At 52.8% G+C, this 20,220-nt stretch carries 18 protein-coding genes; 14 read left to right on the top strand and 4 right to left on the bottom strand.

Features of this window, described 5'->3' with window-relative positions:
• The first annotated feature begins 303 nt into the window (after positions 1-303).
• Both H581_RS36055 and H581_RS0131520 read left to right on the top strand, forming a co-directional pair.
• The gene (locus H581_RS36055; protein WP_051251510.1) at positions 304-1,143 is read left to right on the top strand and encodes a sugar phosphate isomerase/epimerase family protein; all 840 of its coding nucleotides are present in this window, start codon (positions 304-306) and stop codon (positions 1,141-1,143) included.
• 4 nt (positions 1,144-1,147) lie between these two features.
• Complete coding sequence (locus H581_RS0131520; protein WP_029192727.1) at positions 1,148-2,515, top strand: MATE family efflux transporter; 1,368 nt, start codon at positions 1,148-1,150, stop codon at positions 2,513-2,515.
• A gap of 99 nt (positions 2,516-2,614) precedes the next feature.
• Here the strand turns inward: H581_RS0131520 and H581_RS0131515 are convergent, their stop codons facing one another.
• Entirely contained in the window at positions 2,615-3,982 is a 1,368-nt protein-coding gene (locus H581_RS0131515) for a phytoene desaturase family protein (protein WP_281169594.1), read from the bottom strand.
• 89 nt (positions 3,983-4,071) lie between these two features.
• Here H581_RS0131515 and H581_RS0131510 point away from each other — a divergent pair, with 89 nt between their 5' ends.
• The 10 genes from H581_RS0131510 to H581_RS0131465 all read left to right on the top strand — a co-directional run bounded on the left by H581_RS0131510 (position 4,072) and on the right by H581_RS0131465 (position 15,487).
• On the top strand, positions 4,072-4,692 hold the full coding sequence (locus tag H581_RS0131510) for a TetR/AcrR family transcriptional regulator (protein ID WP_029192725.1): 621 nt from the start codon (positions 4,072-4,074) through the stop codon (positions 4,690-4,692).
• A 113-nt stretch (positions 4,693-4,805) separates the two neighbouring features.
• Positions 4,806-5,366, top strand: a complete 561-nt coding sequence (locus tag H581_RS36050; RefSeq protein ID WP_084134893.1) for a protein-tyrosine phosphatase family protein — start codon at positions 4,806-4,808, stop codon at positions 5,364-5,366.
• Positions 5,367-5,532: 166 nt separating this feature from the next.
• A complete protein-coding gene (locus H581_RS36805) occupies positions 5,533-6,075 on the top strand; it encodes a DnaJ family domain-containing protein (RefSeq protein ID WP_051251509.1) in 543 nt (180 codons plus the stop codon).
• Positions 6,076-6,261: 186 nt separating this feature from the next.
• Positions 6,262-7,779, top strand: a complete 1,518-nt coding sequence (locus tag H581_RS0131495; RefSeq protein ID WP_029192723.1) for a sugar ABC transporter ATP-binding protein — start codon at positions 6,262-6,264, stop codon at positions 7,777-7,779.
• Positions 7,776-8,744, top strand: a complete 969-nt coding sequence (locus tag H581_RS0131490) for an ABC transporter permease (RefSeq protein WP_029192722.1) — start codon at positions 7,776-7,778, stop codon at positions 8,742-8,744. The genes H581_RS0131495 and H581_RS0131490 overlap by 4 nt, the downstream gene beginning before the upstream one ends.
• Positions 8,745-8,824: 80 nt before the next feature.
• Positions 8,825-9,856 carry an ABC transporter substrate-binding protein gene (locus tag H581_RS0131485; protein WP_029192721.1) on the top strand — a complete coding sequence of 344 codons (1,032 nt, stop codon included), beginning with the start codon at positions 8,825-8,827 and terminating at the stop codon, positions 9,854-9,856.
• Between the two features lie 275 nt (positions 9,857-10,131).
• A complete protein-coding gene (locus tag H581_RS0131480) occupies positions 10,132-11,745 on the top strand; it encodes a response regulator transcription factor (protein ID WP_029192720.1) in 1,614 nt (537 codons plus the stop codon).
• Positions 11,745-13,565, top strand: a complete 1,821-nt coding sequence (locus tag H581_RS0131475) for a cache domain-containing sensor histidine kinase (protein WP_029192719.1) — start codon at positions 11,745-11,747, stop codon at positions 13,563-13,565. Before H581_RS0131480 ends, H581_RS0131475 begins: the two co-directional genes overlap by 1 nt.
• Positions 13,562-14,551, top strand: a complete 990-nt coding sequence (locus H581_RS0131470) for a substrate-binding domain-containing protein (protein WP_156889743.1) — start codon at positions 13,562-13,564, stop codon at positions 14,549-14,551. Before H581_RS0131475 ends, H581_RS0131470 begins: the two co-directional genes overlap by 4 nt.
• 69 nt (positions 14,552-14,620) lie before the next feature.
• On the top strand, positions 14,621-15,487 hold the full coding sequence (locus H581_RS0131465) for a YitT family protein (protein WP_029192717.1): 867 nt from the start codon (positions 14,621-14,623) through the stop codon (positions 15,485-15,487).
• Positions 15,488-16,466: 979 nt separating this feature from the next.
• On the opposite strand, the gene H581_RS0131460 is transcribed toward H581_RS0131465, so the two are convergent.
• Genes H581_RS0131460 through H581_RS0131450 form a run of 3 tightly spaced genes read right to left on the bottom strand, consistent with a single transcriptional unit; the run spans position 16,467 to position 19,413 of the window.
• On the bottom strand, positions 16,467-17,669 hold the full coding sequence (locus H581_RS0131460) for an SLC45 family MFS transporter (RefSeq protein WP_029192716.1): 1,203 nt from the start codon (positions 17,667-17,669) through the stop codon (positions 16,467-16,469).
• Entirely contained in the window at positions 17,666-18,412 is a 747-nt protein-coding gene (locus H581_RS0131455) for a glycerophosphodiester phosphodiesterase (protein WP_029192715.1), read from the bottom strand. The genes H581_RS0131460 and H581_RS0131455 overlap by 4 nt, the downstream gene beginning before the upstream one ends.
• Before the next feature lie 56 nt (positions 18,413-18,468).
• Positions 18,469-19,413, bottom strand: coding sequence for a DoxX family membrane protein (locus tag H581_RS0131450; RefSeq protein WP_245600215.1), 945 nt, complete (start codon positions 19,411-19,413; stop codon positions 18,469-18,471).
• 188 nt (positions 19,414-19,601) lie between these two features.
• Here H581_RS0131450 and H581_RS0131445 point away from each other — a divergent pair, with 188 nt between their 5' ends.
• A complete protein-coding gene (locus H581_RS0131445) occupies positions 19,602-19,952 on the top strand; it encodes a metal-sensitive transcriptional regulator (RefSeq protein WP_281169593.1) in 351 nt (116 codons plus the stop codon).
• Between the two features lie 19 nt (positions 19,953-19,971).
• On the top strand, positions 19,972-20,172 hold the full coding sequence (locus tag H581_RS0131440) for a cation transporter (RefSeq protein ID WP_029192712.1): 201 nt from the start codon (positions 19,972-19,974) through the stop codon (positions 20,170-20,172).
• Positions 20,173-20,220 lie beyond the last annotated feature (48 nt).

The following is a 20,220-nucleotide window of genomic DNA, read 5'->3' as shown; positions in this document are numbered from 1 at the left end:
GGTAAAAGTGCCGTTTATTTCACTCGTATGGCGACTATTGGGCGAATCAAAGGTAAAAGTGCCGTTCATTTCACCCGGGTGGCGATTCTAGGACGATTCAAATCTAGGGTATTTGTTTACTGGAATTGATTTGAAGGAATACAAAGATATTAGCCAGGGTTTCTTATGAAGAGACTACATTTTTGATAGAATCCTAATTCCTGTTAAAAACCTGCTCACGAACTAATGAGCTGATTTAACAGGACATTTTCCCTTAATTAGTTAATTCGAGTGCAAGCTCGTAAAGAAAGAAGGCGTATCTAAATGATATTTCCATTCAAGCTGTCCCTGAACTCCTCGACGCTGTTTCCTTATAAGCTTGGCGTAGAGGAGCAAATTGCCATCGCCGCAGAAGCCGGTTACGCGGGCATCGAGCTGTGGGTACGCGACATCGATGCGTACCTGGAAGGCGGAGGCAAGCTGGCGGAGCTGCGGCGCCGAGTCGAAAGCTCAGGCATTGCCGTAGTGAACGCCATTGCCTTCTGGTCATGGGCCGACTCGGATGCAGCAGCCCGCAGCAAGGGCTTCGAGCATGCCAAGCGCGAGCTGGAGCTGCTCGCCGAGCTGGGCTGCGCTGCCGCAGCGGCTCCGCCGTTCGGCAGCGTTGCAAGCGTATCGCTCGACGATATGGCCGAGCAGTTCGCGAAGCTGGCGGAGCTGTCGCGCGGCATCGGCGTCGAGCCGTATCTCGAGTTCTGGGGCCGGGCCAGCAAGCTGAACCGGCTGAGCGAAGCGGTCTACGTCGCGATGCAGAGCGGCGTCGCGGATGCCAAGCTGCTGCTGGATCCGTTCCACATGTACACCGGCGGCAGCGACTTTGAAGGGATCGGCTTCCTGAACGGCGACCGGATCGGAATCGTTCATGTGAATGACTATCCGGCAGAGCCGGCATGCGCAGTAATCGCCGACAAAGACCGGGTATTCCCGGGCGACGGCATCGCTCCGTCCAGCCGCATTGCTCAGCTGCTGCATGCCTCTGGCTATGGAGGTTTTCTATCGCTCGAGCTGTTCATCGAAGACTTCGGCAGCCGCTCCGCGCTGGAGATCGCGAAGCAGGGACTGGAGAAGGCCAAAGCCGCCTTTTCGGTCCACACTGCCGGTTAAGCCAATGGTGAAGGGGAGCAGGACAACTGCCAAATTAACTCTTTTTGCGCTGACTTGGCCGATTTTCGTAGAGTCGGCGCTGCAGATGTTCCTGCGCATCTCCGATACGTTCATGCTGAGCAGAGTGTCGGACGAGGCGGTCGCAGCCGTCGGCGTCGCGAACCAAATCATTATGTTCGGCGTGCTTCTGTTCAACGTAATTGCGGTCGGGTCGGCGGTCGTCATTACACAATACCTTGGCGCGCGCCGCAATCAGGAAATCGGCCGGCTGGCATCGGCATCGGTGGCGATCAATTTTTTGTTCGGCCTTCTGATCAGCGCGTTGATCGTCAGCTTTAGCGTTCCGCTGCTGCACATCTTCAAACTGGACCCGTCTGTATTCGAGATCGGACATAGCTTCCTCCAAATTGCCGGAGCGGCGCTTGTCATTCAAGGGGTGTTGACCGTCGTGACGGCCATCATCCAGTCGCACGGATTTACGAGGCATACGATGGTCGTGACCATCGGCATGAACGTGCTGAACTTGTTAGGCAACTACCTGGTCATCTACGGACCGTTCGGCTTTCCGAAATTTGGCGTGACCGGCGTCGCCTTCTCTACGGCAATCGCCCAGCTGATCGGTCTGGCCGTCAATTTCGTCATCCTGCGGAGAGTGGCCGGCGTTCATATTACCTGGGCGCATCTGACGCGCTGGACGAAGGAGCATGTCGATAAGGTGCTGCGCGTCGGCTTGCCTTCGTCGGTCAACAACTGCTCGTATTCCGCAAGCCAGTTCGTGACGACCGCGCTCATCGCAACATTGGGGACGGCGGCTCTCACAACGAGGGTCTATACGATGAATCTCGTGTTTCTTGTTATGATTCTAGCAATTTCCATCGGCCGGGGCGGGCAGATCATCATCGGACATATGATTGGGGCCGGCGAGCGGGAGGAAGCCTATCGGGCCGTCTATCAAAATCTGCGCGCAAGCATGCTGATTACGCTCGCCGCCGCGGCCGTCATCGCGATATTCCGCGTGCCGCTTCTTGGGCTGTTTACGGATGACGAGTCGATTATCAAGATGGGCGCAGCGCTTCTGCTGCTCGGATTGCTCCTTGAGCCGGGCCGCAACTTCAACATCATCATCGAACGCTCGCTCGCGGCGGCGGGCGACGCGCGGTTCGCCATGATCGGAGCCGTATCCGTCAGCTGGCTGTTCAGCGTTCCGATGACCTATCTGCTCGGCATTCATTTAGGCTACGGCCTGCTTGGCTTCTGGGCGGCGTTTATTATGGACGAATGGCTGCGCGGACTAATCCTGTTATTGCGCTGGCGAAGCAAGGCGTGGCAGAGTAAGGCGCTTGTGCAGAGACAGGAAGAAGCAGCGGTGTAAATAAATAAGACAGTCCGGAACGATAATGTACCGGACTGTTTTTTTTGAAAGACAAGAAAGGATATATTTTTTTGGGGTCACGGGAGAGTAACCGAACGTTCAAAGTTCATATCCTTCCAAAATCATCGATGCGGCGCGATAGGCACTAGTAATGCTGGCATTGGCCAATTGAGCTTCATTTCCCGTCCAGTCGCCTGCAACATAGAGCTTCTTAGTACCGGGAACTTTTGGCCCAAACCGACCGGCGAGGCCTCCACGCTTTGCCTGTACGACATCGCCGGCCACCATTATGTTCGGAAGGAACTGCTCTTCGACGATCAAATCCCGCCAGCCGGGCTGAAGCGAATCCAGCCACTTGCCCAGTTCGTTACGGGTGGAAGCGGGATGGTTTGTTTCTTCGGGTCTGATATATTTCATTAGATGGATCATCGCTCCTTCGTCGGGAGCGAGTTTGGCAACATCTGAATGAGCAGAATAGTAATAAGGAGTGTCAAAACCAAGCACAAACGGCTGTTCCGGATTAGGCAAGCGCTTTAAGGCCACATTTAATGCTGCCACATAAATCGGTATTGTCTCGTCCGTCCAATTTCGAAGCTCCGGAAACTCGGTTTCTTCCAGCAATTTCGAAACAACCGCGGGGGGAACCGCCAAGATAACGGAAGATGCCGAATGTACAGAACCGTCGGACAATGACAGTTGGTATCCATGTCCCGTCTCATGAATGCGACTCACTTTGGCATTAACAACTATTCGGACCCCCGTTGCCCGAGCAGCTTGTTCCAGGCCGTCAATGATTGTACCCCAGCCATGATCCAAATACCAAACATCGGGCATGGAGCGTAAAAGATTCAGAAAAAACTCCGCATCAACAAGCTCGGGAGAGGCGCTATAAGAAGCAAGCCGCAAGGCACTCTCCACGAATAACCGCGTCTGAGGATGAGAGATAGAGGACGCCATCCATTCCTGGACGGATTTTCCGCGCCATCTTGATGTATCCAGTTGCTGTAGGCCGGAGAGAAGTTTCACGATTTCTTCTTTCGATTCTTCCTCCAACACTTCATTTTGCAAAATAGATGGGAGGGTGTTGGGAAACTTCTGCAATTTCCCATTAAGCTCCATGAGCTGTTTTGAACGATCCGGAGATTGGCCGGCGTATTTGATGCCGATTTCATTAAGTATAGACGTTACTTTTTCATCGAGGTAAAACGAATGAGGCCCTAAATTGAATCGAAATCCACGTAAATCTTTCGTCGTTCCTCGCCCGCCCAATCCGGTTGACCGTTCGAAAAGTGTAACGGTGCAGCCAGCTCTTGCTAAAAATAGGGAAGCGGTCAAGCCGGCCAACCCTCCTCCAACTACAATAATTTCTTTTTCCAACATGTCGATCTCCTCTTTCCCATAACGAATTAGTTTTAAAAATTCAAATAAGTCAACGCATGTTGATATAACCCATTGTAGATTATCCAATATTTACATGTCAACACTCGTTGACAAAATTTTGTGTTAAAATAAATTGCATACAATCCGTAACTAAAGATCGAAGGGGGAATATGGAAATGAGCGATCAGAAACATTCATCCCGCAAAAACACACGCGATTCCGAAGCTACTCGTCAACAAATTCTTTTGGCGGCACGCGCATTATTCTCCCAAGACAGCTATGAGCGGGTAACTGTCCGTAAAATCGCTGCCAGAGCGGGGATTGATGCCGCCTTGGTTATCCGGTACTTCGGATCCAAGGAAGAGCTTTTCCTTAGCGCACTAACGAGTGTCGGAATATGTCCATCCAATGTTTTTGAGGGGGAAATAACAACTTTAGGAGAGAGAATGCTGAATTCGCAGGTTCCCGAATGGGACAAGCACGATCCGAACGATCCCATGTTGATCATCATGCGTACCTTGGCCAATCCCGATGCCTCTTCTTCGCTTCGCAAACTGCTTGATCAAGATATAGTTCAGCCAATGGCAATGCTAATAACAGCCTCTAGCCCGCAATTAAGAGCAGAGTTTGTCTTATCTCAACTTATCGGCTTGGCGGTAGTGCGCAATTTACTGCGAAGCGAGGCACTTTCTGCGATTCCTCTTGAACAGCTGACCGAGATGCTAAACCCCGTATTCCAGTATTATTTGGAAGGAAAAGTACCCACTTCGGAGAGCGCCGCTGATCTTGTTCAATAATGGGATATCTAACTAGGAATAAAAATAAAAATTAACAAGTCGACAAGGGATTGCCATATGATGCTTTACGTTACTAGGCAGTCCCATTGACTATAACAGGAGACAGCTTTCAAATGAATACGATCTTCACGAAACTCGCTGGGTGGATGAGTGATCCACAGCGTAGCTTCACCGCTGCATATGAACAGGAGCAATTCGTTTTTGGAGCGCGTCGCCCTGGTTTTCCATTCTCTCGAGTTTCTTCTGTGTTGGTGGAGAGGTGGATTGCCTTTATGCATGCACAAGGCATCACTCGCGTTCTTTGTTTATTACCTCCCCGCCAATTGTCCGCTTATGACGATTTGCTTGGGACCTACCGCCAGATGTTTGGTAAAAACAACGTGCTTTGGGTTCCTATTGAGGATTTCCACCTAGCAGAAGAGGTGAAACTCATCGATCAGATTGTGCCATATTTAGCTGAGGCAGAACAGCAACAAGAGAAAACGGTCGTTCATTGCTCAGGCGGGATCGGTCGAACAGGTCACGTTCTTGCGGCCTGGCTCGTGAGCTACCGTGGAATGTCGAATGAGGAAGCGATTATGGCTGTGAAGAGACAAGGCAGAAACGCACGTGAGTCAAAAGACAAAAGGTTAGATGATATTCTTGATCGATGTAGAGACGTCTTTTCTTCATGATCGCCCACACAAATCATATCGCTGTACTGTAAGTCCACCCTCTATGCTGAGAAATGGGCATGCTTAATAGCTGCGGACCAAATTCACAGAATAGTCACACAACTTCAGCGGCAGCTTCCGCTTTTTCAAGTATGATAATTTCATCACGGGTGTGGAGGGGAAAGGAATGTTTCTTTGGTTCAAAAAGAAGAACAATCATTTTTCTGCAAGCAACGACGACCATGATAACTTGAAAACTGTATCGGACAACACTCAACCTCAAGCTGATGTCAGAGTAGAGACGGATACCCCGCAGGAAGACGCCGGTGTGTCTGCCGAATCAACGCTTCAGCAGACTCAATATTGGAATACGAATGGATCGCAGAGCCACTGGATTGATGAAATGTACAAGGAGCAGCAGAAAAAGGGAGCGTTCGACCATCTCCCGGGCAAAGGAAAGCCGCTCCATATCGAATCGGGCGATGTCTTCACCGGCATACTCAAAAATGCGAACGTTCTGCCCGACTGGCTGCAGCTGCAGCAAGAAATAAGAGAGCAAATCCGCATGGTGCTAGCCAATCTTCCAAACAACGATAATGACTGGAACCGGGAAATTGCAGACATCAATATAAAAATCAAGAAATACAACACGATAGTCCCTACAGGCATTTTGCAAAAAAGACAGATCGCAAAAGAAACGGTACACGAGCAATATAACCAATGGCTTTAAGCGATTGACCGCACCTCATAGTCCGCGTATAACGGTCCGGAACATGATCTTCATGCTCCGGGCTTTTTTTTGTTTGTACAGCCCGCATCATCGTAAAATTCTCTACTTTTTTCAGGAGGTTTCTCCCTATATTCCGATTCCGATTCGTCATACAATGGGCACACAAACCGATTTGGGGTGGAAGCGATGAGTCAGATACTCGTGTCAATGGACGGCATCAGCAAGCAATTCCCCGGCGTTCTGGCGCTGGATCAATGCCGCTTCGAGCTGCAAGCCGGAGAGGTGCACGCGCTGGTCGGCGAGAACGGGGCCGGCAAGTCGACGATGATGAAAATTTTAACCGGCGTCTATACGAAGGATGAAGGCCGCATCGTTTATAAAGGCAAGGAAGTGGAGATTGCCAATACGAAAGCGGCGCAGAGCATGGGCATCGGCATTATCCATCAGGAGCTGCAGCTGATGCCGGATTTGACGGTTGCGCAAAATATATTTATCGGAAGAGAGCCGAGGGCTGCCCTTCCTTTGTTCCTGAATGATAAAGAGCTGAACGAACGGACGAAGATCCTGTTCCGGCAAATGAACCTGAACCTTGACCCGCGCACGCTCGTGTCCGAGCTGACCGTAGCGAAGCAGCAAATGGTTGAAATTGCGAAAGCGCTTTCTTATAAGTCGGGGGTGCTCATAATGGATGAGCCTACGGCGGCGCTGACGAATGCCGAGATCGACGAGCTGTTTCGCATGATCGGACAGCTGAAGGAGCAGGGGGTCGGCATCGTCTACATTTCGCACCGCATGGAGGAGCTGAAACGGATCACCGACCGCATTACGGTCATGCGCGACGGCTGCTATGTCGATACGGTGCGCACGGACGCCGTATCCGTTGACGAGATTATCGCCATGATGGTCGGGCGGCAAATCTACAGCGTGAGCAAGCCGAGCATCAGCGCCGGGACGAAGCAGGCCAAAGTGCTGGAGGTGAGAGGCTTAAACCGCGGCAGCGCCGTGAAGGACGTATCCTTCCATCTGAACAAGGGCGAGATCGTCGGCTTCGCCGGTCTGATGGGGGCGGGACGGACGGAGGTGGCGAGGGCGATATTCGGCGCGGACCGGATCGACTCGGGCGAGATTATCGTAAACGGGAGGAAGGCGAGCATCAAAGCCCCGAAGGACGCCGTACGGTACGGCATCGGCTACTTATCGGAGGACCGGAAGCGGTACGGGCTGCTCGTTGATATGGACGTGAAGACGAATATATCGATCGCGTCGTACCGGAGCTTCCGAAGCTCCGCCGGATGGATGAAGCAAGCGGGCATGGAGCGAAACGCCGAGGCGTATGTGGAATCGCTCAAAATCAAGACGCCGAGCATCGATCAGCGGGTGAAATTTCTATCGGGCGGCAATCAGCAGAAGGTCGTCATCGGCAAGTGGCTGACGCGCGATTGCCAGATCCTTATGATCGATGAACCTACGCGGGGTATTGATGTCGGCGCGAAATCCGAAATTTACAAGCTGCTGGATGAGCTGGTGCGGCAAGGGAAATCGATCATCATGATCTCTTCGGAGCTTCCGGAAATATTGCGGATGAGCCATCGCATTGTCGTCATGTGCGAGGGGCGCATTACCGGCGAGCTCAGCAGCGAGGAAGCGACCCAGGAATCCATCATGAAATATGCAACCATGCGAGCAGGGGAGATAGCGAAATGAAACTAGCCGAAGTACGAAAGCCCGTTGCCATAAAAACAGGGGCGGCGCAGAAGCTGCTGGCCTTTGCCAGCTTGATCCTGTTGGTCGTGTTCTTCTCCTTATCGTCGCCTAACTTTTTCCGCTTCGATAATTTGATCGGCATTATGCTGTCGACCGCCGTTATCGGCGTGCTGGCGCTTGGCTCGACCTTCGTCATTATTACGGGAGGCATCGACCTGTCGGTCGGCACGGTCATGACTTTCGCGTCGGTGATGACGGGCGTCGTCATTACCTTCTGGGGCTTGCCGATTCCGCTCGGCATTGCGGGCGGCATTCTGACCGGCGCGCTGTGCGGATTCATTAGCGGCTGGCTGGTTGCGAAGATGAATATTCCGCCTTTTATCGCGACGCTCGGCATGATGATGGTTACGAAGGGACTATCGCTTGTCGTATCCGGCACGAAGCCGATTTATTTCAACGATACCCCGGCTTTTGCGAAACTAGCGATGGGCACGGTGCTCAAAGTTCCTTACGCGGTATTCATTTTCTTCGGCCTCGCGGTCATTGCCAGCATCGTGCTGTCGAAGACGATTATCGGGCGCTATAACTTCGCGCTTGGCAGCAACGAGGAAGCGACCAGGCTGTCCGGCGTAAACGTCACCTTCTGGAAAATCATCATTTATGTCATTACCGGCGCATTTGCCGGAATCGCCGGCATTATGATGGCGTCGCGCCTCAATTCGGCGCAGCCCGCGCTCGGCTCCGGCTATGAGCTGGAAGCGATAGCGGCGGTCGTCATCGGCGGTACCTCGTTGAGCGGCGGACAGGGCTCGATCCTGGGAACGGTCATCGGGGCGCTCATTATGAGCGTGCTGACGAACGGCTTGCGCATCTTGTCCGTACCGCAGGAATGGCAGGTCGTCATTGTCGGCATCGTCGTTATCGGGGCGGTTTACGCGGATATTTTGCGGCGGCGCAAGAAGTGAGCAGCGGTATTGCTCTCGGACGGCCGAACGGGCCGGAAGAGATTGCATACAATCCAATACAGGTAAGGGGAGATCGAATTTTGAAAAGAAATAAGTGGATGCTCATGGCAGTTTTTCTTCTAGTGTCAACCATGGCGCTTAGCGCATGCGGCACGAATAATACCAATAACGGCGGGAACAAAGGCGCGAATGAACCGGCTTCGGCAGGCGCGAACGATTCGAAGGAGGCGGAAGGCGATAAGAAGCTGTACATTCCGGTCATCTCCAAAGGGTTCCAGCATCAGTTCTGGCAGGCGGTCAAGCAAGGCGCGGAGAAGGCGGCGGCTGAGCTTGATGTGGAAATAACGTTCGAAGGACCGGAGACCGAATCGCAGGTGGACAAACAAATCGAGATGCTGCAGGCGGCGCTCGATAAGAAGCCGAACGCGATCGCGTTCGCGGCGCTGGACAGCAAGGCGTCGATCCCGCTGCTGGAGAAGGCCAAATCAAGCCATATACCGGTCGTCGGCTTCGACTCCGGCGTGGACAGCGATATTCCGGTCACGACGGCGGCGACGGACAACATTGCGGCAGCGGCGCTTGCGGCGGACAAAATGGCCGAGCTGATCGGCCATGCGGGCGAGGTTGCGCTCATCGTGCATGACCAGACAAGCCGCACCGGCATCGACCGCCGCGACGGTTTCGTGAACCGGGTCAAAGAGAAATATCCGGATATTCAAATCGTCGATATTCAATACGGCGCGGGCGATCAGCTCAAATCGACCGACCTTGCGAAGGCGATTATGCAGGCGCACCCTGATCTGAAGGGCTTCTTCGGCGCTAACGAAGGCTCGGCGATCGGTGTCGTTAATGCCGTGACGGAGCTTGGCAAGCAAGGCAAAATTACGGTGATCGGCTACGATTCCGGCAAGCTGCAGATGGACGCCATCAAGAACGGCACGATGGCCGGAGCGATTACGCAGGATCCGATCGGCATCGGCTACTGGTCGGTGAAGGCGGCCGTGCAGGCGATTAACGGCGAGCAGGTCGAACCGGTGATCGATACCGGTTTCCACTGGTATGACAAGACGAATATGGATTCCGATGCGATCAAGCCGCTTCTGTACGAATAAATTGAAAAACGATTTAAGTTGAACGAAAGAAACGATAGCGCGGAGCGGAGAGAGCAAGTCGTTCTGGAGGAACGAAGAACAGCGATCGTAAGAATGATTTACTCTCGCAGCGATATCGGCTTATGGCAATCATTTTGTTCAACTTATATAACAAAGCAGTAGGCCAGCGATGCAAATCAGGCCTACTGCTTTGCTGTTGTCCAGGAATATCCACCGAATCGATGAAGGGAATTTTGTAAGCGCTATCGAAATGATGGGAGAGGAGGGGCGGCCACATGTACAAAATCATAATCGTCGACGACGAGGATGAAGTAAGAGAAGGCGTAAAGCAGCTCACGGACTGGGAGAGCTGCGGTTTCGAGCTGGTCGGCGACTACAGTAACGGGAGGGACGCCCTTGAAGCAGTCGAAAGGCATCGCCCCGACGTCGTTATTACCGACATCAATATGCCGTATATGGACGGTCTGGAGCTTGCTGCGCTTATTAGCGCAGCGTATCGGGAGCTTAAAATCGTCATTTTAACCGGGTACGAGGATTTTGATTATGCGAAGCGGGCAATCAAGCTTAAGGTTACCGAATATTTGCTGAAGCCGATCAATTTACGCGAGTTTACGCAATTTCTGATGAAAATGAAACGCGAGCTGGATGAGGAGCAGGCGCGAATGGAAGATATGTCGCTGCTTCGGCGGCGGCTTAATGAAAGCTTCCCGCTGCTGCGCGAGCGCTTCCTGGATAAGCTGGTAACCGTGCCGATGGCGGAAAGCGACATCGTCCGGAAGCTGCAGTACTTCCACTTAACGCTGGAAGGCCCGGCTTATTTGACCGTGCTGTTCGAATTGGAGGAAGCGGGCGGGCCGTCCGGGACGGAAGCGTCCGGGGCTGCCGAGCTGCTTCGCTTCGCCTTGTTCAACATTGCGCAGGAAATTATAGAAGAGGAGCAAGCCGGCATCGTCTTTCAAACCCGCGACGATAAAGTGGCTGCTTTGCTTGGAGGCCCAGCGGAGAGCATCGAAGCGCAAGCCCAGCGGCTCGCCTCGCATATAGCGCAGGCCGTGCAAAAGTATCTGAAACGAGAAACAACGGCCGGCATCGGCCGCATTTGTCAATTGAAGTCGGAGCTGAGGGTTTCTTACCAGGAAGCTTGCTCCGCGCTTGAGTACCGTTTTCTGCTGGGCAAAGGCAATATGATCTCGATTCATGACGTCGAATACGGCAAGCGAATCAGCTCATCGGCTTATTATGAGTTTGAGAAGAGGCTGCTGGCAGCGGTAAAAACGGCGAAAGCCGATCAGGCCGCCGCTGTTTTGGACGACTGGTTCTCAGAGCTGAAGAGGTCGGGGGCGGCGGAGAGCAGCTGCTATGGCTGCCTGCACCGCGTCATGGCCGCTTTCATTAACGTCATCTCGCAGACGGGCTTCGACGATTCCAAGCTGCTGGGCGAAGATCCCTACGCCCGCATTCCGCCGCTGAAATCGGTTGATCAAATGAAAGGCTGGCTGGAGGAGCTGTGCCGCAGCGTCATCTCGTTCCTGTCGGAACAGCGAACGAACAGGAACCATTCGCAGCTGGAGGATGCGTTGCTGTACATCAACGATCATTACGGCAGCCCGGAGCTGTCGCTGCAGCAGGTGTGCCGGCACGTATACCTCAGCCCGAGCTACTTCAGCGCCTTATTCAAGCAGCACACGGGCGATACCTTTGTCGAATACCTGACCCGCCTTCGCCTGAACAAGGCGAAGGAACTGCTTGCCGCAACCGGGCTAAAGGCATATGATATCGCGGAACGCGTCGGATATGCGGACCCGCAATATTTTAGCGTTATTTTTAAGAGGAATACGGGGATGACGCCGAAGGAGTACAGGGCAGGGACGAAGGAGAATGGGGCGTAATGAGGAGACGGCCTTTCTTTCAATTTAAAAGCATCCATACGAATATCGCGATTGCCTTCTCCAGCCTTATTATTTGTACGACCGTTATTCTAAGCGCAAATACGTATCTGCTCTCCTCGGATGCCGTGAAGGATAATTCCTACGCCTATACGGAGCAGCTGATCGGGCAGGTGAATACGAATATTCAGACGTATATCGGCAATATGGAGAGCATATCGGAGCTGGCGATACGGGATGAGGGCTTGCAGAAGCTGATGCGGCTGCCCGATCCTTACGATCCGGAAGGGCTTGCTCTGACGAAGCAAGCAAGCGGCTTCTTCCGGTCCATCGCGGAATCGCGGGGCGATATCGCCTCCATCGTGTTCATCGGCACGAACGGCGCGCTCGTCTCGGGCCGCAGCGACGCGGTACTGAAGGACTATTATGAGCTGCTTAATCAGGATTGGTACAAGTCGGCGAGAGAAGCCGGCGGGCAGACGGTTATTTCCTCCTCGCGCATTCAGCATGTGTACAAGAACGAATACCGCTGGGTCGTATCGATCAGCCGGCAGGCGGAAGCCGCGGCGGACGGCAATACCGGCGTGCTGCTCGTCGATTTGAACTACAACGTCATCAACGACCTATGCAAGCAAATTCATATGGGAAATCGCGGTTATGTGTTCCTGCTGGATCCGACCGGCGATTTGATTTTTCATCCGCAGCAGCAGCTTGTGTATTCCGGGTTGAAATCGGAGGAATTCGATCGCATCCTGCAGTCCTCCGGCGACCGTTCCTTCGAGGCGGAAAGCGACGGCAAGACAAAAATTTATACGATCCGCAGCTCGCCGTACGGCTGGAAGGTCGTCGGCGTCAATTACCCGGAGGAGCTTGTCGGCGACAAACGGCAAATTCAATTTTCCGCGGTGCTGTGGGGCTCGGTCTGTCTCGTGATCGCGCTGGCGATATCGATTCTGCTGTCCTTGACGCTGACGAAGCCGATTAAGAGGCTGGAAGGCCATATGAAGAAAGTGGAGAAGGGCGATTTCGACACGCGGGTCGAGATCGAGAGCACGAATGAGATCGGCAAGCTGGCGCGAACCTTTAATTTGATGACGGGCAAAATCAAGGAGCTCATGGGTCAAATCGTCCAGGAGCAGGAGGATAAGCGGATCAGCGAGCTGAAGGCGCTCCAGGCGCAAATTCACCCGCATTTTCTATACAACACGCTCGATTCCATCATCTGGATGGCGGAAATGAATAAGCTGGACGATTGCGTCAGGATGACGTCGGCGCTGTCCAAGCTGCTTCGTTCCACGATCAGCAAGGGGGAAGAGCTGATCCCGATCCGCTCCGAGCTTGCGCATATCGAGCATTACCTGACGATTCAAAGCATCCGTTACCGCAATAAATTCACCTACAGCTTCGAGGTTGATCCGGCCATTATGGACTGCCGAATGCTGAAGATCGTGCTTCAGCCGCTCGTGGAAAACGCGATTTACCACGGGATCAAAAATAAGGCCGACGCCGGGCATATTCAAATCAAAGGGTATAGAACCGGCGGCGGCATCGAGCTTCAAGTCATTGATGACGGCGTAGGCACGGACGCAGCGAAGCTGAATGCGAACATAGCGAAGGGAAGAGCCGGTCCGGCCCCGGCAGCTCTATCGGCAGCCGCCGCCGCATCCGCGACGAGCGGACTCGGGCTGCAGAACGTCAACCACCGCATTCAGCTGAACTTCGGAGAGCGGTACGGCTTGTCCTTCGACAGCGAGCTGGATGAGGGGACGACGGTTACGCTCCGGATGCCGGAGTTAGGGGAAGGAAGTGGAGTGCAGCTATGATGCGGAAATGGACATGGGTTTTTATTGGCGCCGCTCTGCTTGCCGTCCTGGCCGCTTTCGCCTTTGATGCGGGAATGACGAGGCTGAAGCCGCAAGCGAAGCATATTTTGTTCGTGCCGAAAACGATCGACAGCAGCTTCGAGTTCTGGGAAGTGATGCGTCAAGGGGTAGATACGGCGGCTGCAGAGTTCGGCGCTCAGGTAACGGTGGCGGGAACGGAGACGGAGTGGGATATCGAAGGGCAAATCGCGCTGTTGGAGCAGGCCATTGCCGATAAGCCGGATGCGATTATTTTGGCTGCGACCGACTACAACCGCATCGCCGCTGTGGCGAAACGAATCGTAGAAGCGGGCATTACGCTCGTAACGGTGGATTCGGGCATGAAGGACGGGATTTCCGGCAGCTTCATCGCAACGGATAATTACGAGGGAGGACGGAAGGCCGGCAAGCTTCTCGCGGATGCCATTGATCCAAACCGGGAAGGGCCGGTGGCGATTATTAATTTCGTGCAAGGCTCCGCAACGGCCATGGACCGGGAGCGCGGCGTGCGCGACAGCTTGGCAGGCTATCCCGGTCTTGAAGCGCTCGCCCCGATTTACAGCAACGCCTCGGAGGATCAGGCCTATAGGCTTACGCTGGAGCTTCTGCGGTCGGAGCCGGAGCTGAGAGGCATTGCCGCGCTGAACGAACCGACGGTCGTAGGGGCGGCGAGGGCGATCATCGAGCGGCAAGCCGTCTCGCGGGTGAAGCTGATCGGCTTCGATAATTCCATGAAGGAGATCGCTTACCTCGAGGATGGCGTCCTGCAGGCGACGATCGTCCAGAAGCCGTTCAATATGGGTTATTTGGCGGTCAAAACCGCGATCGAGCTAAGCAAAGGAAAAAAAGTGCAGCCGGCAATCGATACGGGTTCGGAGGTCATTACGAAGGAGAATATGTATGCGAGCGATAAGCAGAAGCTGCTGTTTCCGTTTGTAGAGAGGTAGTCTTTTGAAGAAAACGCCTTTTTATGCTAAAATTAAAGGATATTTTGGTTGAAGACGGAGGTCGGTTTGTTGGCAAAAGCGCATAAAAAATTATCGTTTGCAGAAATTTTAAAGAGATTTGTTTTCATTACGATCGGTTCGATAATGATGGGTGTCGCTTTGGAGCTATTTCTTGTTCCGAACAGCGTAATTGACGGAGGAATCGCAGGCATATCCATTATGCTGGCTCACTTGACGCCGCTCCCGCTTGGACTTTATTTATTCGTCGTGAACGTCCCTTTTCTTATTCTCGGTTATAAGCAAATCGGCAAAACCTTCGCGATCTCGACGCTGTACGGCATTATTGTGATGTCCGTGACGACTACCCTTCTGCACCATGTGGATGCGTTCACGGACGAGAAGCTGCTTGCCGTGCTATTCGGGGGACTTATCTTGGGCGCGGGCGTCGGCCTGACCATTCGGTTCGGCGGCTCGCTGGACGGGGTAGAGATTGTATCGATCCTCATCTCGAAGAAGACGCGCATGCCGGTCGGGCAAGTTATTATGATTTTCAACATCGTTATTTTTATCGTTGCGGGATTCGTGTATGAATGGGATTCGGCAATGTACTCGATATTTGCGTATTACATCGCGATTAAAGTCATCGATATCGTTGTCGAGGGTCTCGACGAGTCGAAGTCGGTTACGATTATTTCGAGCGAGTACGAGGAAATATCGGAGGCTATCATCGATCGTCTCGGCCGCTCCACGACGCTCATGCAAGCGCGCGGCGGCTACTCGAAGGAAGAGACGCAGGTCATCTACTGCGTTGTGTCACGTCTGGAGCTGGCGAAGCTGAAGTCGATCGTGCAGTCCATTGACGCGAAGGCGTTTATCGCGATTGAGCATGTGTCCGACGTGATGGGCGGAGGGTTCAGCAAGGGCAGTATCCATTAGAAGATATAGAAAAATCCGGACCGTTGTCGGAGGACGCGGAACCGGATTTTTTTTGTTGTTAAGGAATGATGCAACTCTATGAATTATGGATAATCGTAATTAGGGATTAGAGCAGGACCCTTGTTAAAGCAGGCGATAACGGGTAATGATGAGGCATCCTCATGAATGAGCGAGATGAGCCTCACTCTTTTTTATTCTTGCATGTAGCTCGAAAGAAACAATGAGGTTTGCCTCACTAAATACGATAAGGAACCCGTATCATCCTAAACTAGTGAGATTTGCCTCGCTAAAATGCGATAAGGAAACCGTATCATCCTAAAATGGTGAGATTTGGCTCATTGAATAAGGACGTTAACTCAATCACCGATATTCATTATATCGTTCAATACCTTAAGACAAGAAGTCAACAGAAACAGAACTGCCTATAGCCGTTAAGTTACTATCAGGTGATTTTGTATGATTTTGGTCGTCTGTGGATGAGTTTGTGCGAGTTGAATCCCCGTCGATTCCCCTAACAAATTCTAACGGATGTGACAGAGGTTATTTAGGTCATAAAATGCCGTTACAGTTTCTAACGGTTGTGAGCGCTGTTATATCACGATTATCGTTGGATCCTGTAGGTTTTAGCGTCAATAGCCGCTGTGGCAACCGTTAGAATCTCGAAGGACGCTTTTTTTTACGAATAAGCGCTGTGGCAACCGTTAATTATCGTTACGTAAAGTACATGTATTGTTACCGTACACCTGGCACGCAAATTCAATCGTATTTTTGCTGATGCAGGTAGTGTAATTTCAAGGACAACTACATCATCGATAATGGAGCAGGTATTTTTTTCATTGCACTCTTAGTCGGACTTGGTCAGACCTTTCCGATCAGGTTAGCCGTTAAAGGTTTCTGCCGATCTCTCCCGCCCGGAATGAAACCTGGCCCATATCATGCATGATATCCCTCCCAAAACGGTTTGGCCCGCCGGCTCCGACTAGACGGGACGGGAAGCGTCTTGCGCCGGTACGGCTCCCGATATGCCGCTGTCACGCACGCCAAGAAGGAACAATAGCGCGATGACCATGCCGCCGGCTGCGAAATAGAACAGAACCGAATAGCCGAACAGATCGATTAATCCGCCCATAAGCGGCGGCGAAGTAATCGCGGCGAGGGAGGAGATTAAATAATATATGCCCGTTCGCGTTCCGATGCTCTGCTCCTTGCCGAGCGCGACGATGAACGGATAGGAATTGATATTGATCATTGCCCAGAACAACCCGCCGACAATAAGCAGGATGCGGAGCGGCAGCAGCGCGTCAACAAAGGAAATGACGGCGAAGGTTGCGATCAGCCCCGCGACGCCGATGGCGATAATCAGCTTCTTGCCGTACCGGTTGCCGAGCAGGCCGCTCGGTATGGCGCCAAGCACGAATGCCAGGGAGAAGAAAGCGAGCGAGAACGAGGCTTGGCCCTCCGTCAGCTGCAAATGATTTTTGCCGTACAGCGTAAAGAAAGCCTCAACACCTTGGTATGATAGGAACCAGAAGAAAATCGCGCCAAGCAGGAAGACGGTCGGACGATTCCATTCGCCGCGGAACGAGGCGGCTGTCTGCCGCTCGGCCGGCACGTACGCAATGGCGTCCCTTTTTTCTTTTATCGTATAGAGAAGGATTCCTAAGCAGATTAAAGTGAGAACGGAAGAGGACAGGAAAGGGAGGGAGGAATGCCGTTCGTACAGGTAAGCTCCCCCCGCAAAAGCGATAATGGAGCCGATCCCGCCCATGAAATTAATGATGCCGTTCGCCTGCGTCCGCTTGTTGTCCCGCGTAATATCCGGCATAAGAGCAACGGTAGGAGAGCGGTATAAGCTCATGGATAAATTCATGAGAACCATGAACAGAACGAGCGTAAGCAGACCGGTATGCCATGGAATTAAAGATCCGAACACGGCGGCGAGCGGCATGCCGATGAGCAGGTAAGGCATTCTTTTGCCGAAGCGGGTGTTCGTGCGGTCGCTTCGGCTGCCGATCCAAGGCTGCAGAAACAGGGCGAAATAATTGTCGATCGTCATCATAAAACCGATCAGCGCGGTGCTCGTCAGAAACTTCTCAAGAAAGAACGGAACGAATGCGTTATACAGCGCCCATGTAATGCTGATGCTGAAGAAGCCGAAGCCGAGCAGCCATGTTTTCTTCATTCGGCTACCGCCCTTCTCCTTGCGATAACCTCGGCCAGCCGGTCCGGGTAATCGGTAATGATGCCGGCTGCGCCGGCGTCGATAAGCCGCTCCATCTCTTCTGTTTCATTGACGGTGAACGGATGATAGGCGATGCCCCGGGCGGCCGCCTCGGCGGTCCATTCCGGCGTAACCGCGTATTTGAATGCGTGAAGCGCGTCCGCTTGCAGCGTCAGCGCATAGTCCCAAGGGCGGTACAGCCCTTCCATATATAAAATGCCGGTGCGGATCTCCGGCGCCAGCTCCTTGCAGAGCGCGAGCGAATAATGATTAAAGCTCGACAGGATGACGCGTTCCGTCATGCGGTACGAACGTACGAGCTCGATTACCTTCCGCTCGAGTCCGGGATACTGCACGAACCCGTTTTTGAGCTCGATATTCAGGACGGTATCCGTATTCTCGAGGAGCTCCAGAAGTTGAGTAAGGCTGGGAACCCGTTCCGCATGGTATTCAGGCGAGAACCAGCTGCCGGCGTCAAGCGACTTCAGCTCTGCGTACTCGATATCCTTGACGAGCTTGCCTATACCGGCCGTTCGCGCCAGCGACTCATCGTGTATGACGACGATCTGACCGTCCCGCGTAAGTTGAACATCCGTCTCGATGCCGGTGGCGCCGAGCTCCAGCGCTTTCTTGAAAGCCGCGATCGTATTCTCGGGACAATAGCCGCTTGCGCCGCGGTGAGCGAAATTAATGACCGTTTCCATCTCGATTCATCCTCTCCAGGTTTAGATGCATACCGGACCGGGCTGCGCGGGATTGATTAAGCGAACCGGTAATAAATAAGCAGGAACGTCGATAATACGAAAATAAAGTTGAGCGATACGAAAACCATCTGGTCTATGGCCGTACGGTGCATGGTGACGGGCGGCTTATAAAAGCTGACGCCTTCGATGATGAACAGGATCAGCACGATGTGGATCATGAAATGCCCGACCAGCTCCGTCCAGCCGAACAGCATCGTCGTGGAGATGAAAATGAGCGTCAGGACGACGGACAGCAGGCGGTTCAAGATACCGACGACAAGCAAATAACCGACGACGAATTCGATAAAGCCGGTCATGACGATGAACAGCTCCGGCGGGAAGCCAAAGGTAGGGACGTTATGATTCGCGATAATGTCCTCGGCCATGCTCGGATAAATCCATTTCTCAACCGCGACCCAGCAAAGCGAAAGACCGGTGCCTAAGTAGAGAAGCGGGAAGCCCCATTTCGATTCCTTCGTCCTCTCGAGGAGCAGTACGCCGATGATGGCGAGATAAAAGCCGTAGTCGAGCATATGGAACAGTCCGGCCAGCATGCCTGCATGAACAAACAAGACGAGCATGGCAAGCGCACCTGCTTTGGTAGCGTAATGATGAGGGATCAGCAGCAGAATCATCGCAGTCCACATCAGAATCGTTTGCCATCCGCCCGTTAATTCGAATTCGGGCGCGAACAGCGTTCCCGTCAGGGCTTGAATGAGAAGCGCCGCAGCGGTGCCGTACTTCAGAATGGGAGGGGAATACTTTCTAAGCTTCTCCAGCCCGGTATCGATCCGCGCGGACAGCTTCGACTTCGAGAGCGACGGGAGCAGCTGTGTCAGAACGGCTAGAAGAACGGCGGCGAATATGGCCAGCGTCATGAAAAAAGGCGATAGCACGGCGGCAATCGATTCTTTCTCCGCTACAACGTCTGTGAACCATTTGACATGCGCATAATAATCCATATGTGACATACCACCTATTATGTATTGGTTAAATTTTCACTTGACTACTTGGATAGTAGCATATTGCTTTCCTCATTAAAAGCGCTTGCGAATGAACCTCTAGCAAATTTAAAAAAGAGGGCTTTACATACCCCCATGGGGTATGTTAGGGTAATTCCAGAAGCAAATACCCCATGGAGGTATATAGCATGAATCAAAGCAATAAGGATTGCGGGCATCCGAATTCGCAAGCCCATTCGGATGGCTGCGGGGAAAGCGCGCCCCGCAGCAGCCATCACACCGACCAGATGAAGGATAACCTGACGAAGCGGCTCAATCGGATTGAAGGGCAAATCAGAGGCGTAAAGGCAATGATTGAGAGGGATACGTACTGCGATGATGTATTGAACCAGATTGCCGCCGTGCAATCCGCTTTGAACGGCGTCGGCAAGCTCCTTCTGGAAGGTCATATGAAGAGCTGCGTAATCGAACGAATTCAGGCCGGCGAGAGCGAAGTTATCGATGAGCTGCTTACGACGGTTAACAAATTAATGAAATAAGGCGAGAGGGGATAATCTAATGGCAAACACCGTATTGAAGGTAGAAGGAATGACATGCGGCCATTGCGTAAGCTCGGTGGAGAAAGCGGTGAAGAACGCAGGCGCAAGCGGCAAGGTTGATCTGGCAAGCAAGAAGGTTACTGTCGATTACGATGAAACAAAGGTTTCGCTTGACGCGGTCAAAGCGGCGATTGAAGATCAGGGCTACGACGTCGTTTGATTGAAGCCGGCAAGCGTTTGAAGTGTTGCAACATCTAATAAAAAGGAG

It is taken from the genome of Paenibacillus harenae DSM 16969, assembly GCF_000422465.1.
Lineage (GTDB): Bacteria > Bacillota > Bacilli > Paenibacillales > Paenibacillaceae > Pristimantibacillus > Pristimantibacillus harenae.
Note: the sequence above shows the minus strand (reverse complement) of the source record. Positions and strands in the feature narration are given on the sequence as shown.